Genomic DNA, 14352 nt, shown 5'->3' on the forward strand with positions numbered 1-14352 from the left:
CTCCTTTTGGACGAGCCAGGTTCACGACCAGGGCGCGACCGTCAACGGTCTTGCCGTGCAGACCACGGATGGCGGCCTGGGCTTCTTCAGCCGAACCCATTTCGACAAAGCCGAAGCCCTTCGAACGACCGGTGTCACGGTCCATCATGACCTTGGCGGACATGACGCTGCCGAAAGCCGACATTTCTTGTTGCAGGCTGTCGTCGCGGACAGAGTAGGCCAGGTTGCCGACGTAGAGTTTGTTTTCCATGATGGAATCTTTCAAGAGAGAAATGGGTGAGAGAAAAACCAGCGTCGATCAGCGGTAAGGCCGTCGCGCAGGAATGGGCCCGCCACCCGTGCGGGGCTCCAAATGACGGAAGGTGATGCGACCTTTGCTCAGGTCGTAGGGAGACAGTTCAAGCGAAACCTTGTCACCCGCCAGGATGCGGATGCGGTTCTTGCGCATCTTGCCGCCCGAGTAGGCGATGAGCTGGTGACCGTTTTCAAGCGTCACACGGAAACGGGCATCAGGCAGGACTTCGTCAACCTGGCCGCGCATTTCAATCAGATCTTCTTTGGACACGTATTTCCTTGTGTTCAGGCGGGGATGAGGCTGCGGCCTTGGATCAAGGCGTAGCGGGTGGCTTCTTCGCAAGTGGCGAAAGAGGGCACGAACCGGAAGATCCGGTCATGGGTGCCACAGCCACGGCCGCTGCGCACCGAGACGGACGCAGCGTACCGACCGGAGTCGGTGAGTTTGACGAGCGGCGACAAGAGGTACTTGCCGATAGACAGTGCGTTAGCTTGAGAAATGTTCACTTCAATGGCACGCGTCGCTCATGCGACCGTGCAGGTCAATACAGACAAGCAATCGGCGTAGATTCAGCCCTTGCAGGCTCGACATCCCGATCGCCAGATTGCAGAAAAAGGGGTGGGGGGGTTGATCTGACCTAGATGAAGGTGAGGCCAGAGTGAAGCTCGCCGATTGAGTGCGCGACCGCAAAAACATCTCGGGTCGACAGTCTGATCGAGCTATGGGGGCGCAGAGCGCGTCGAATCGTGGATCAGACGATGAAGGCTGCAAAGGTAAGCAGATCGCAGCTCTAATAGCGCAATATATCAGGCCTTTGGCAATCTTGCTTGCATTTTTTTTCCACACTGAGCAATCGCATCAATCTGACTGGCAGACGCGTGGTGCGTTTGAGGAAGTCGCCACGCGCTTCGCCTGTGGCCATGTCCACGGCCCAGCCGTGCAGGAAGGCCATGCGATTCGTGTTCTCGCTGTTGCGGCCCTGGCTCAGGTTGCCGTAGTTGTATTGATTGACCACGGGCGCCGTGCTGTCCACATTGGCCGAACCAGCCCAGTACCAGCCCTCAGGCGCACGAGGAAATCTGGAACGCCCGCCATCACGCAAAGCCTGCATATCGGATGCAAGCTGCCGCAAGGCCGTGACACGGGGCAGACGCCAATCGCCCCCATCAGCCTTGCGCCGGTCTGCAGCGAGGCTCAAAGCCTCCTTGTGCGTGGCCAGCACGGCCTCGCCCTCGCAGGTCTTGCCCGTCCAGTGCATGCCCTCCACACAGCGCGACCAGGCCACGCCGGCCTGCGCGTCAATCACGGTCTCGCCATCGGCAGAGATCGTCAGAGGTGCCGAGGCGGCCCCTTGCGCCATGGCGCTCACGGTCACCAACGACAAGATCAGGCACGCCCACGCTCTCATGTTCGCACCGGTCGGTAAGTCTGCCGGGGCATGCGCAGATGCCGCTTGAGCGCACGCGCCAAGTCGATTGGCCGAAAGGGCTTGGCCAGATGATCGTTCATGCCGGCCTTGCGGCAGCGGTCTGCGTACACGTCCTTGCCGTTGGCCGTCAGCGCGATGATGCTCACAGGCGGCTTTTGCTGCTGACTCTCTTGTTCACGGATCAGGCGCGTGGTCTCGAAGCCATCCATCTCGGGCATCTCGCAATCCATCAGCACCAGATCGGCTTGTTCGTGTGCCAGCCAGTCCACGGCAGCCTGGCCGTTGTCGATCACGGTCACATCCACGCCCAGCGTCTTCAACTCAGCCTCGGCGATCATGGCATTGACCGGGTTGTCCTCCACCAGCAGCACATGAGGCGCGGCATCCTTGAACAGGTGCTGCGCTTCGGCGATTTCATCCACAGGCGCGGCATCCGATGCACCGGTCTGCTGAGCCTCATCCTCCTGATGGACCGACATGGGCAGACTGAAGCTGAACACCGAGCCCTTGCCCACTTCGCTGACGCAATGCAGCTCCCCCCCCATGGCCTGGCACAGGTCGCGCGAGATGGTCAGGCCCAGACCGGTGCCACCAAAACGCCGCTGGTAGGTGCCCTCTGCCTGATGGAAAGCCTCAAACACGCGGGCGACATCTGCAGGCGCAATGCCCACACCTGAGTCCTGTACCTGCACGCTCAACTGGCCGTTCAAGGGATCATGCTGCGCACTGATCTTCACAAAGCCTTGCTGCGTGAACTTGATGGCGTTGCCCAGCAGGTTGTGCAGGATCTGGCGCAGGCGAACGGGATCGCCCTGCACGTCGAACTCATGACCGATGTCCAGCGTGGCATACAGGCTCAAGCCGCGTTCCTGCGCATTGACGCGCGAGGTCTCCACCATCTCCTGCAACAAGGTGCGCAAATTGAATGGCTGCGCGTGGATGGGCAACTTGCCCGCTTCGATGCTGGAGAAATCGAGGATGTCATTGATGACGTTGACCAGATGCTCGCCCGAACCCCTGATGAGATCGAGCTGACGCAGGCTTTGCGTGTCTCGCTCGCGAGCCCGCAGCTGCCGCGTCAAACCGAGGATGCCGTGCAATGGGGTGCGCATCTCGTGGCTCATCGTGGCCACGAAACGGCTCTTGGCTTCGCTCAAGGCTTTGGCCTGCTGCAAGGCCTCTTCGCGGATCAAGGCCACCTGCTCGCTTTGAAAGCGCAAGGCCAGCAACTCCTTGACGCGCCGGTTCGAGCGCCGCCCTTCCGACAGCAGGATCACCCAGGTGCCAAACATGGCGACCGAGCAATACACGCCCAGATCGTCATGGCGGGCCAGGGCAAAGAAGAGATTGGGCAACATCATCGCGGACACGAAGCCCGCCACGGAGGGCCAATCCACATGCAGGATGAAGGTGCCCAAGGTGGCCACGCCGATGATCACACTGATGGTGACCACGGCCACATCAAGCTGGTCCAGCGGCGTCAGCCCCCAGGCCAGGAAGCTCCACGACAGGCCGTCAAGCGCGGTCAACACGCGGTAGATGGTCAATGTCCGCCCAGGCTTCTTGTTGCCCTTGAGCAGAAACCAGGCTGAGTAGGCATAGCGCGCGCTACCCAGCAACATGCGCGCCACCATCCAGATTTCCAGACCCGGGTGATTCACACGGTGCTGCAGCACAAGGGATGTGCCCAGCGTGCAGATCATGCTGAACAACATGGCGTTGGGCAGCAGTTCGTGCATGGCCTGCTCGCGCGCCTGATCGACACGAGCGATCATTTCCGGCGAGGCCGGATTGCTGGCAGAGTTGAACGACGACGACAGGACAGGCATATCCTTTCCCTCATCGGCAAACGCCACCCATACCGAACCGGGATTTACACGCCCACGTGCATTGCTGACGTGAAGTTCTGCACGACTTGTGCGAGCGCAAGAAGGCGTTGCGCCAGGCGCAAGCGCACGTCCGCTTGCCCTATGCTTGAGCATCTGTTCACACTTGCCTGAGGCTTTCCGCCATGCCACGCACTCGCACCGCTCTGCCCCTGCCGCTCCGGCCTCAATGGGGCCGCCAAGCCATCAAGCTGAGCGCCATGCTGGCCATCGGCCTGAGTTGCAGCCTGTCCATCGCAGGCAAGAAGCCCTATGACTACTACGTCACCGGCAATCCGGACACGCCCGTGCTGATCGCGACCCAACCCAGCACGCCTTCGCTCGTGTTGATGGGCGGCGGCCCCGATGTGGACGAAGCCTTCCGCTGGATGATCACCCGCGCCGGCATCCGCCCCGGAACCGGCGGCCACTTCGTGGTGCTGCAGGCTTCCGCGCGCGACACCTATGGCCCCTACATCCTCTTCAGCAACGCCGATTCGTCCACCACAGCCGCGCCGGTTGACGGCTGGGCGGGCGGCGCCTCTCTGGGGCTGACATCGGTCGAAACGCTGAACGTGCCCAGCACCGGTGCGGCCAATGACCCGACGGTCAACGCCATCGTGGCGCGTGCAGACGCCGTGTTCATCGCCGGGGGCGATCAAAGCAACTACATCCAGTTCTGGAAGAGCACGGAGCTGGATCACACGCTGCAAGGCCTGATGGCGCGCAACGTGCCGATTGGCGGCACCAGTGCCGGCATGGCCGTGCTGGGGCAATTCGATTTCAGTGCCATGCGCGGCACGTTGGATTCCAGCCAGGCACTGGCCGATCCGTACAACAAGTACGTGACGCTGGACCCGGCCCCACTGAGCCTCACCGGAGGCTTCCTCACACCGCCAGCCCTGGCCAATACCGTGCTGGACACCCACCTGGACAGCCGTGACCGCATGGGCCGACTGATCACCTTCACGGCCCGGCTGATCGCTCCGACCAATGGCCGCGGCTGCACGGGCGGCATCCTGGCGGCCGGCAGCAACCAGGCCAACTCGGCACGCGGCATTGGCGTGGATGTGGAAGCCGCCCTGCTCGTGCAAGGCAACGGGCCGTATCAGCCCTACACCGCCCGTCGCGTCACCAATGTGTCCACGGTCAGCGAGAGTGCGGTGTACTTCGTGCGCCCACTGCAAGCGCCCACGCTGTGCGCGCCGGGCAAACCGCTGAGCATGAGCACCGTGGAAATCCGCAAGCTGGGAAATTCCAACACCGTGTTCAACCTCAGCGAGTGGACGGGGCTGACGCCTTATTACGTGGATGCCGTTGCGGGCTCACTGACCTCATCCCCCTACTGAGAAGGCATGACACGGCTGGCGCTTGTCCGATAATCCACCTTCCACAAAACGAAATTGGCAGGTGCATCATGACAGCAGAAGAACTGAATGCCGTGGTCATGGCGGTCTTTGGTCCCAGAGGAGACAAAGCCTACACATCCGCGCTAGGCACGCTGACCAAGCACCCGGACGTGCTGATTGGCGCCATCCAGGGCGGCCCCTTCAAACCGGCAGCAGCCATTGAAGGCTTCACAGATGTCCGCGATGGCCGCGCAGACGCCGACACCAAAACCAAACTGAGTGAAAGAACAGGCTTCCACGCTGAAATGTTGATCCTCTCTGCCTTGATCAACTATCTGGAAATCGATCCGGCACAGCCCATCGCCAATCTGCGCGCAGAACTGGCCAGTGGTGCCGGCAACATCACGATCACCGCAGACGCGCCCTGCTGCAAACACTGCGGCAGCATGCTGGATGCGTTGGGCATCAGTTACTTCGGCGCCAAAGCCGCGGCAGGGCTGACGGGATGGTGGAACCCGCTGACAGACAAAGTGACGCCCAACGGCTCCCCGGATTTCCAGAAGGCCATCCCGGGGATGTGAGTTCAGTGCCGCATCGCCTGCGGCACATCAAAGTCCATCAGCACACTGGCCATCTCCAGCGCCCGCCACAGATGCGCGGGCATCTGCATGATCTTGTCGGGCGTCTTGGATCGGCTGACCCAGGCGCCGATCTCGTGGTGTTGCTCAGGCGTCAGCAGGTTCAGAGAGAGCATCTCGTCCAGTAACTGCATGGGGTCCCCCTTTCAACAGCAGGTGGCAACGAACTCAAAAGGCTTGGCCTGCGTTCGATGCGCCAATTCACTATCGCACAGCGTGCCGCCCCAAGACCTGGGGAGTACACGGGCCTCAGCGCATTAATTCAGGACTTGGCCAGAAAAACACACCCCTATTTGGGGGTCCGTTGACCAGATACAGGGGCTCGGGTAGCCTGATCGATCAAGAAGAATAAATGCCTGCCGATTCAGGCCAGATCCCAGGAAGCACCACGCCATGGCCTACCGCACAGCCGACGCCGGCCCATGCGGTCTCAGTTTTGTCCGGTTTCTTGCCGATAACGGACTGTGAACCAGACCGTACGTCTCCATCGTGACGACCATTCGCGTCGTGACACGGGTGAACCCGTGCGCGCCGCCGCGCCTGATTCGGCCGAAGCGGTTCTGGCACATGGCCACACCTGGTTACGCTTCCCACGTGCGCTGGAGGCCGAATTCGCCGCAGAAACGCTGGAGCCCCGCCGCAAGCTGCTGACCTTTTGCGCCGTGCTGGGCTGCCTGGGCGTGGTCCTGGGCTCGGGCAACGTGAACGAGGCCACCCCGGAGATCGCCGCCTTTGTCTGGCGATTGGTCTGGATCTGGATGGGCTTTGCCTTTCTCGCCTTGGTCAGCATCTGGCTGTGCCCTGTCAAGCTGCGTCGCGGCTGGCACGCTGAAGGCCTTACGGCACTGCTGGGCACTGCCATGGCGCTGTTGGTGGCCTGGATGGGCTCGGCCAGTCAGGCCGATACAGCCATCACTCACTCCGCGATGGCCGCCATACCCGTGATGTATGCCTGCATCGCGGCGCGATTGCGTTTTTACTGGTCCTTGAGTTCGGCGCTGATCACCTTTGTCTACTACATCCTGACGGTCAAAGGGCACACACCCTCTCAGGCGCAGATCGCGCAGGGACTCACACACCTGATCGCCATGAGCTATGCCTTTGGCCTGCTGGCGAACTACGCCTTCGAGCACCGGGAGCGTCGCAACTGGCTGTTGCGCCGGGTCGAAGCGCAGCAGCGGGAGACCTTGTTGCAGACGTCGGCCCAACTGCATCAGTTGTCCACGCTGGATCCGCTGACAGGCTTGCCCAACCGCCGTCAGTTCGATCTCAATTTGCAGCAAGCCATCGATCAGGCCACGTGGACACAAAAGCCGCTGGCCTTGCTGACCGTCGATGTGGACTACTTCAAGCGCTTCAATGACAGCCACGGGCACCCCGCCGGTGACACCTGCCTGATCGACATATCGCGCACGCTGGCCACGCAAGCTCTGATCCATGGCGGCACGGCCGCGCGGTTGGGTGGCGAGGAATTCGCCATCATCCTGCCAGGGCTGGATCCGGCGCTGGCACGCCAGGCCGGTGAACGTGTGTGCCAGGCCGTGGCGGCGGCACGCATGCCGCATCGCGATTCACCCGTGGCAGCGCACGTCACCATCAGCGTTGGCATGGCGGTGTGGCAGGCCGATGTGCGCGACACGCCCGCCAGCCTGCAAGAAAGGGCCGATCGCGCGCTCTACCAGGCCAAAGCGAGCGGCCGCAACCAGCTGTGTGTGGCTCCTGTTGCCACGGCGCTGACCGAGCCCAGCCCCATCCACGTGGCCAGCCCACCGCTCCCCGAGCGCTGGGTGAATTCGATGAGCGAGGAAGAAGATCAGGCCGAGGAAGACGAAGCCCTCTGCCAGCAAACGCTGGAAAGCCAATTCCTCAAGCTGCGCTTTCCTGAACCGCTGGAATCTGCCTACATCGCACACCATGCACAAGCCCGCCGCAAGCAGTTGGCCATCACAGCGCTGGTCGGGCTGCTGATTTTCAATGTGTCAGCCATTGCCAACCGCTCGATGTTTGGCGACATCAGCGACTCGGCCATGGATTACCTGGTGTGGCTGAGCGCTTGCGTGCTTTTCCTGCACACCTTCGCCTGGTTCGCCCATCGCCCGCTGTGGCGTGAAACGCTCTACAGCCTGAGCACGGCCATCGTTGCGCTGGTATCAACATGGGTCTTCTCCAAGAGCCAGCTCACGTCTACGTTGAGCTATTCGATCTGCCTGATGCTGATCCCGATGTTCTCAGGTGTGGCGGCGCGCCAGCCCTTCTGGTTCACTTGCGTGCCTTCGTTGATCACGTCAGCTGCGGTGGCGCTGCTGCTCAAGCCCAACGGGCACACGCAAGAGATCGTGTATGGCGACAACCTGTTCATGATCGTCAACAACATGGTCTACACGCTGATCCTGGCCTATACGCTGGATCATGGCGCGCGCAAGGCCTGGCTGCTGGCCCGCATTGACAGGTTGCAACAGGGCGCCTTGCTGGCCGCCAGCCAGCGCCTGAAGGCATTGTCCGTGGTGGACCCACTCACGGGCATCTGCAACCGCCGTCAGTTCGAAGACGATCTGGACCGTATCTGGCACGAATGCCTCGAAGATCGGCGCCCGCTGGGCATGCTCATCATCGATGTAGACCACTTCAAGCTCTACAACGACAGGCTGGGCCACCTGGCCGGCGATGAATGCCTCAAGCTGGTCGCCACGCTCATGAGCAAGACCGCGCAAGCCGACAAAGGCCTGGCGGCGCGTCTGGGTGGCGAAGAGTTCGGCGTGCTGCTGCCCGGCGGCTCATTGAGCGATTCGCTGCAACTGGCCGAGCGCATCCGCCTGACGATCAGCCAGGCCTGCATTGCGCATGATTACGCGCCCCCGCGGCACGTGACGGTCAGCATCGGTGTGGCCAGCCTGATCCCGCAGGAGGGCATGGACCGCATTTCCTTGTTCGCCACGGCAGACAAGGCCTTGTACGAGGCCAAGCGCACGGGGCGCAACAAGGTGCTGGGCCCGAAGGGCGCGGACGTGGCCCACCGGTCGAGCGCACGATCCCCTGTTGATCAGGCCTGATCGCTTACTTGCCGCCCTTGCCCGACTTGGCTTCGGCGCTGGCCAGCATGTCCTTGGCCGACAGACCTGCGAACAAGGCGGCGGCGCGGGTCTTGATTTCCAGCAGTTCGTCGGCAGTCACCGAGTACTGGCCAGTGGTCTTGTTGACCTTGATGCCAAACTCGACGTCCTTGCCGTTGTTGGACAGAATGCCGCTGGTGAACTCGTAATCCTCGCTGTCCACGGGCAGACCTTCGACATCGGCGTCATAGTCTTCGTAGGTCACGCGGTGGATTTCGCCGCTGGCCAAGTCCAGCAAGCCGGTGCCGTTGATCACCTCGTCGGACAGTTCATCGGCAATCTTGATCGGTACTTTCAAATCCACAACAGACCTCCCTTCACGCAAAAGGGCTCGATTCTGGCACGCCACGGCGTGGCGTCTGCCTCCAACCGGTAAAAACCCGCCCTCGGGCTTCCGGCACAATCACCCCCCATGACCGAGGCGCCCCAGACAGAACAACACGAGAGCACCAGCTTCGAGGGCTACTTCCGAGATGCGGACTTCGCCCCTGCCCAGCCCCTGGCCTGGGCCCTGAGCCAGCGCCAGGAACTGCTGGAAGCGCTACGCGGCCTGTTCAATGGCCCGCAAGCCATGGTGCAACTGCGCCTGTGGTGCTTCATGGAACTGGCCGCCCAGCCTCAGGCTCGCCTGTCTCGCGACGATGTGAACCGTTTGTTCCACGCCGTGCTGCCAGACGCACTGGAAACCGTGCTCAAGCGCCTGCGAGACATCAATCTACTCGTGTGGGACGCCACCCCGCAGGACTACCACCTATCACCCCTGGCGCAGCAGGTACATGGCCTGCTGGCCCCGATGACCACACCGCCAGCGGCCGAATACGACGACATGGCCGCGCTGCTGTCGCAAGTGGCGGGTGCCCAGCAACTGGGCCTGGTCAGCACCAACCAGCTCAAGCACCTGCACGCGCAACTGGCTCGCCTGCACGACGAGTTCTCGGATGCGATTGCCAGCGGATCGGAGTCGCGCCTGCGCGTGGCCCAGCCTCGCTTTGACCGCGCTCTGGAACTGGTGGACCGCGCCGGCCAGGCGCTGACCGCGCTGATCCGCGCCGAGCACGAAGACCCGCGCCTGGAGCGCGAAGCCCGTGCCATCGGCCAGGAACAGGCCCGCCTGCTGTCCATGGCCAGCCAGTTCACCCGTGCGCTGCAACAGGCCGATCGCCAGCGCGTGACGCTGGGCTCCACCGGCTTGACCACATCCGATGTGCGTGCCTGGCTGCAACGCCACCCCGCGCTGTGGGAAATCATGGGCGAGGCACTAGCAGTGCCCGTGCGGCCAGTGATGGTCAGCCAGCACGATCTGGTCGACGTGGCCGAAGGCGAGTTCGAACGCGATCGCCCCGTTTCGCAAGGCCTGGCTGGCCTGCCACCGCCCGCAGAGGCCGCTCACGGCACGCTGGACACGCTCAGCCTGCCGCCTGAACTGGGCAACCTGATCAGCCTGCTGGATCGCTGGTCAGAAATGGCCACGGAAGAAGCCGCCCAGCGCGCGGCGGCTCAAGCAGCTGGTGAAGCGCCGAATCCTGATGCGCCTGCACCCGGCACCCGGCCCCTGTCCGACGCCATTCTGGGCGGGCGCTTTGCCCAAGCCGCCTACCGCATGCAGCTCATGCCGCTGGTGGGCGACGCCCAGGCCCAGACCCTCAAAGGGCTCACGGGCGATCTGGCACGTGCGCCCTGGCAATGGCAGTTCAAGGCGCAGCACATCAGCGCTGCCGATGAAGCCGTGGCGCTCGTCAGCGACGGCTTCGTTCAGCCGATCCAGTTCGATGCACAGGGCCACCCCATCCCCCTGCCTGCGGATGACCGTGAGCCCATCGTGCTGATGCCCAGGCCCGCGCCTGAAGCCAAGCCCAAAGGTCGCGCCAAAAGCGCCAAGGCAACGGCGCCCTCCAGCGCCCCACAGAATCCCAACGAAGCCCAAGCATGAGTTCCCATCTCGACGACGCAGCCCTGCTGGCTGCCGAACTGCTCGCGCGCCGCTGGTTGCCGCGCCAACACCCAAAGGTCAAGCGCGCCCTGATTGACGCCGACCTGTGGCAAGCCACGCAAGATCGCCTGGCCCAGGTCGGCCTGCGCCTGATCGACAACATCTACGCCGACCACGTCAGCGTGGCCTTGCTGCGCCCAGCCGAAACCGCCGTGTTCGGTGAAGCCGGCCTCAACAGCCACAACAACATCGACCTGCCGCGTGATGCCGTCTCGCTGCTGGTGATCCTGTGGGCGCTGATCATCCTGCCCAAGCGTGAACGCCAGGCCGCCCGAGCCAACCAGGCCGAGGGCAACGACCAGAACGACATGTTCGGCAAGGACAAGCCCATCCCCACGGCCGCCAGCGTGAGCCCCCTGGTGTCGTACAAGGCCCTGCTGGCCGACTTCGGCATCCAGCTGGGCAAGAAGACCCGCCTGGACACCAACCTCAAGCGCCTCGAAAACCACGGCTTCATCATCCGCAAGGGTGAGGACGTGGCCGAAGGCCCGCTGCTGGATTTGCTGCTCGACTACGACGCGCTCGCGCCCCGCATCCTGCAAGGCGCACTGGGCGACGTACTGGCCCAGGCCAAGGAGTTGGTGGGCAACCTGCCGCTGGCGATCACGCAGCCGCCACTCGAAGAGTTTGAAGAGATCCCGGAAGACGAGATCGAGATGGAAGCGCACGTGGCAGCGCCCGCGCCGACGCCCATCCATGTCGATGCGGCGCCGGCCTCCGACACGGCCCATAACGACGCCGCTGATGACGCTGCGCCCCACGCTTCACCCGACCAGGCCTGATCCCCGATGTTTCACCTGCAAAGCCTCGAACTGCTGCACTGGGACTACTGCCAGCGCCTGACCCTGCCGCTGGACGGCGCCATCATCACGGTGGCCGGCCCCAATGGCTCGGGCAAGACCACCCTGCTGGATGCCATGCGCACCCTGCTGGGCCTGGATTGCTCGGGCGGCCGCAACTACAAGACCTACGCCCGCCACGCCAATGCCGACAGCGCCTGGCTGCGCGCCACGGTGGACAACCGCCCACGCAACCGCCAGTCGTCCAACCGGCCCTTTGCCCGCTGCCTGCTGTACAGCGATGTGGTGACACTGGCCTGCCGCATCGACCGCAATGGCGGTGACTGGACGCGCCGCTACATCATGGTCGAAGGCGATGTGAGCGTGGAAGAGCTCATCGAGCGCGGCGACCGTGACTGGCTGGGCATCGACAACTGGCGCCGCCGCCTGGAAGGTGCCGGCCTGAGCCGCGCCATCGCCAAGGTGCTGGCACTGGAACAAGGCCAGACCGACCGCCTGTGCGAATACAGCCCCAAGGAACTGCTGCGCCTGGTGTTCGACGTGTTCGGTGACCAGGACGTGCTCGACCGCTACGACGAAGCCCGCAACCACCAGAAGCAACTGCTGCAGGAAGTAGAAGCCGCCGAGCGCGAGCTGTCGCATGGCAAGGCCCAACGCGCCGAGCTTGAATCGCGCGTCAACAACTACCGCCAGTGGGAACTCAAGTGCCAGGAGCGCGAAACACTGGGCACCGAAGTCGTGCCTGTGCTGAGCAACTTCGAGACCCGCAAGAGCCTGGCCGGCAAGCTGCGTGATCTGCACAAGCAACGGCTGCAATCATCGGATGACCGCCGCCAGCATGGCCAGGTCAAGGCCGACTTGCTGCAACGCCTGCAGGACCAGACCGACACCGCGACCCGCGTGGAAGAGCTGGAAGCGCAAGTGCGCAGTGCCCGCCGCGTGCAGGAAGAAGCCCGCGATGCCGAGCGCCCCATCGAACTGCTGGTCAAGCGCGCCGACGAACTGCAAGGCCTGGCCAGCGTGGAAGGTGATGCGCAACAGCTCACCCAACGCATCCAGGAACTCAGCGACCACAAGCAGCAGCTGTCCACACAATGGCAGCGCCTCAAAGACCAGCGCGACGAGGCCCAGCGCGCCCTGAACGGCCTGCAAGGCCAGCGCCTGGCCCCGCCCCCGCCTGAAGTGCAGCGCTTCCGACGCACGCTGGATGAGGCCGGCATCGCCCACCATGTGGTGAGCGACATCATCGAGATCACCGACGAGAAATGGCGCGCCGCCGCCGAAGGCGTGCTGCGCGGCAGCCGCTGGGTGGTGGTGCTCGATCGCCCCTCGCAAGAGGCCCAGGCCATGGCCCTGGCCGAGAAGGAGCGCTTCCGCCACTACATCGTGGCCGAGGCCGAAGACGCGCCGGCCAAGCCCGATGCCGACAGCCTGCTGGCCGTGCTCAAGATCAGCGCCCCGGCCCCGCACTGGTTGCTGCGCCAGCTGGAAAACATCCAGCGCGTGGCCAGCACGGAAGCCGGCGTGAAGATCCGTGGCGAGTGGATCACGCCCGATGCCTATCACCGCGATGGCCGTGGCGGCCGCTCTGTCTGGGTGGACCCGAGCCAGTACCAGTTCGGCGCCAGCGCCGTGGCCTCACGCCGCACCTCGATCGACAACCGCCTGGCTCAGCTCGATGAAGAGATGACGCGCATCGTGCGCGACCAGGCCTTCTTCGATCGCCAGCTGCAGGATGCCCGCAAGGCCGCGCAAGGCTTCACGGCCGCCGCCGAACTGGCCGAGCGCGAAGCCGAATTCAGCGAAGCCCGACGCCAGTTGCCCATGCTCAAGCAGGCCCGCGCCGAAGCCGGCGAGCGCTGGCAGCAGACGGAAGCGCAACTCAAGCGTGCCGTGGTCGAGCAGACCAACGCGCAGCATGCCTACAGGCAGGCGCAGGAACGCCTGGCCCACATCGAACAACGCAGCGCCCAGCACGAGCGCGAATGGCAGCAACGCTTTGATGACGTGATGGCGCAGGCCGTGATGTCACGCGAGGTGAAGCTGCAGATGCCACGCCACTGGCGCACGCCCGAGCGCATCAAGGACATGCAAGGCCACTACGGCAACGCCACCCAGGCCCGCCTGCGTGCCGAAGCCGTGGAGCGTGAACTCAATGAAGGCAAGTGGGAAACCGACCCCACGGTGATCGAACAGCTCACGCTGATGAACGCCAACGTGCTGCGCCAGGAAGACGAGCTCAACCAGCGCAAGTCGAGCAATGCCGCCGCCGCCATCGCCGTGGACAACGCCCGTGAGCGCTACACCGACGTGCTCAAGGTCACGGTGCGCCGCTACCGCAAGAACATCATCGAACTGGGCCAACTGGCTGGCGTGGAAGTCAACGCCGAGTTGCCGCACCTCGATGGCGACGACACGCAACTGCGCCAGGCCGAACTGCGCGTGCACTTCAACTTCGACGGCAAGGGCAGCATCGGCCTGAACGACGGCGAAGCCTCCGGTGGCCAGCAGGTGATCAAGTCACTGATCCTGCTGGTGGGCCTGATGAAGGACGACGAAACGCCTGGCGGCTTCGTGTTCATCGACGAACCCTTCGCTCACCTGGACGTGCGCAACATCCAGCTGGTCGGCCACTTCCTGCGTTCCACGCGTGCACAGTACGTGCTGACCACACCGATCACGCACAACGTCGAGGTGTTCGAGCCGGCGGACGTGACCCTGGTCACGTCCAAGAAGCCCAAGGGTGCGCGCTGGGCGCCGCCGATTGGGGTGCTGCAGCGCCGTGTGGCGCCTGAGGTTTACTGAGCGATTGAGCTACTGCGTGATTCAAGAGGCCCTCGCAAGGGCCTCTTGTCATGGCGCATCAACTTGATGCA

Annotated in this window: 12 protein-coding genes and 1 pseudogene; 6 read left to right on the forward strand and 7 right to left on the reverse strand. The window is 63.5% G+C overall.

What is annotated here, in order from left to right; all coding sequences use genetic code 11:
• The 5 genes from EPO09_RS10220 to EPO09_RS10240 all read right to left on the reverse strand — a co-directional run.
• Nucleotides 1-250 (reverse strand): RNA-binding protein (locus EPO09_RS10220; protein WP_290642750.1); only part of this gene is annotated, 250 nt, incomplete at its 3' end.
• 48 nt (nt 251-298) lie between these two features.
• Nucleotides 299-565 (reverse strand): translation initiation factor IF-1, encoded by a 267-nt coding sequence (infA, locus tag EPO09_RS10225; RefSeq protein WP_290642752.1) that lies wholly within the window; start codon nt 563-565, stop codon nt 299-301.
• A 14-nt stretch (nt 566-579) separates the two neighbouring features.
• Nucleotides 580-801: a hypothetical protein gene (locus tag EPO09_RS10230; protein ID WP_290642754.1), complete on the reverse strand. Its 222-nt coding sequence runs from the start codon at nt 799-801 to the stop codon at nt 580-582.
• Nucleotides 802-1085: 284 nt separating this feature from the next.
• Nucleotides 1086-1703 carry a DUF1566 domain-containing protein gene (locus tag EPO09_RS10235; protein ID WP_290642756.1) on the reverse strand — a complete coding sequence of 206 codons (618 nt, stop codon included), beginning with the start codon at nt 1701-1703 and terminating at the stop codon, nt 1086-1088.
• Nucleotides 1700-3553: an ATP-binding protein gene (locus tag EPO09_RS10240; RefSeq protein WP_290642758.1), complete on the reverse strand. Its 1854-nt coding sequence runs from the start codon at nt 3551-3553 to the stop codon at nt 1700-1702. The genes EPO09_RS10235 and EPO09_RS10240 overlap by 4 nt, the downstream gene beginning before the upstream one ends.
• Nucleotides 3554-3735: 182 nt before the next feature.
• Here EPO09_RS10240 and EPO09_RS10245 point away from each other — a divergent pair, with 182 nt between their 5' ends.
• Together EPO09_RS10245 and EPO09_RS10250 are read left to right on the forward strand one after the other, a co-directional pair.
• The gene (locus EPO09_RS10245) at nt 3736-4938 is read left to right on the forward strand and encodes a cyanophycinase (RefSeq protein WP_290642760.1); all 1203 of its coding nucleotides are present in this window, start codon (nt 3736-3738) and stop codon (nt 4936-4938) included.
• A 68-nt stretch (nt 4939-5006) separates the two neighbouring features.
• On the forward strand, nt 5007-5519 hold the full coding sequence (locus EPO09_RS10250) for a hypothetical protein (protein WP_290642762.1): 513 nt from the start codon (nt 5007-5009) through the stop codon (nt 5517-5519).
• Between the two features lie 2 nt (nt 5520-5521).
• On the opposite strand, the gene EPO09_RS10255 is transcribed toward EPO09_RS10250, so the two are convergent.
• The gene (locus EPO09_RS10255) at nt 5522-5710 is read right to left on the reverse strand and encodes a hypothetical protein (RefSeq protein WP_290642764.1); all 189 of its coding nucleotides are present in this window, start codon (nt 5708-5710) and stop codon (nt 5522-5524) included.
• Nucleotides 5711-6040: 330 nt separating this feature from the next.
• On the opposite strand from EPO09_RS10255, the gene EPO09_RS10260 reads away from it, so the two are divergent.
• Nucleotides 6041-8626, forward strand: coding sequence for a diguanylate cyclase (locus tag EPO09_RS10260; RefSeq protein WP_290642766.1), 2586 nt, complete (start codon nt 6041-6043; stop codon nt 8624-8626).
• Nucleotides 8627-8630: 4 nt separating this feature from the next.
• On the opposite strand, the gene EPO09_RS10265 is transcribed toward EPO09_RS10260, so the two are convergent.
• Nucleotides 8631-8990, reverse strand: coding sequence for a hypothetical protein (locus EPO09_RS10265; RefSeq protein WP_290642768.1), 360 nt, complete (start codon nt 8988-8990; stop codon nt 8631-8633).
• Between the two features lie 108 nt (nt 8991-9098).
• Here EPO09_RS10265 and EPO09_RS10270 point away from each other — a divergent pair, with 108 nt between their 5' ends.
• The 3 genes and pseudogenes from EPO09_RS10270 (at nt 9099) to EPO09_RS10280 (ending at nt 14281) form a co-directional block, all read left to right on the forward strand.
• Complete coding sequence (locus tag EPO09_RS10270) at nt 9099-10616, forward strand: hypothetical protein (RefSeq protein WP_290642770.1); 1518 nt, start codon at nt 9099-9101, stop codon at nt 10614-10616.
• A pseudogene (locus EPO09_RS10275) lies at nt 10613-11245 on the forward strand (hypothetical protein); the annotation flags it as partial. The gene EPO09_RS10270 and the pseudogene EPO09_RS10275, both read left to right, overlap by 4 nt.
• 219 nt (nt 11246-11464) lie before the next feature.
• Nucleotides 11465-14281: an ATP-binding protein gene (locus tag EPO09_RS10280; protein ID WP_290642772.1), complete on the forward strand. Its 2817-nt coding sequence runs from the start codon at nt 11465-11467 to the stop codon at nt 14279-14281.
• The last annotated feature ends 71 nt before the right edge of the window (nt 14282-14352 follow it).

The sequence above is a fragment of the Aquabacterium sp. genome, from assembly GCF_004297345.1.
GTDB lineage: Bacteria > Pseudomonadota > Gammaproteobacteria > Burkholderiales > Burkholderiaceae_C > Aquabacterium.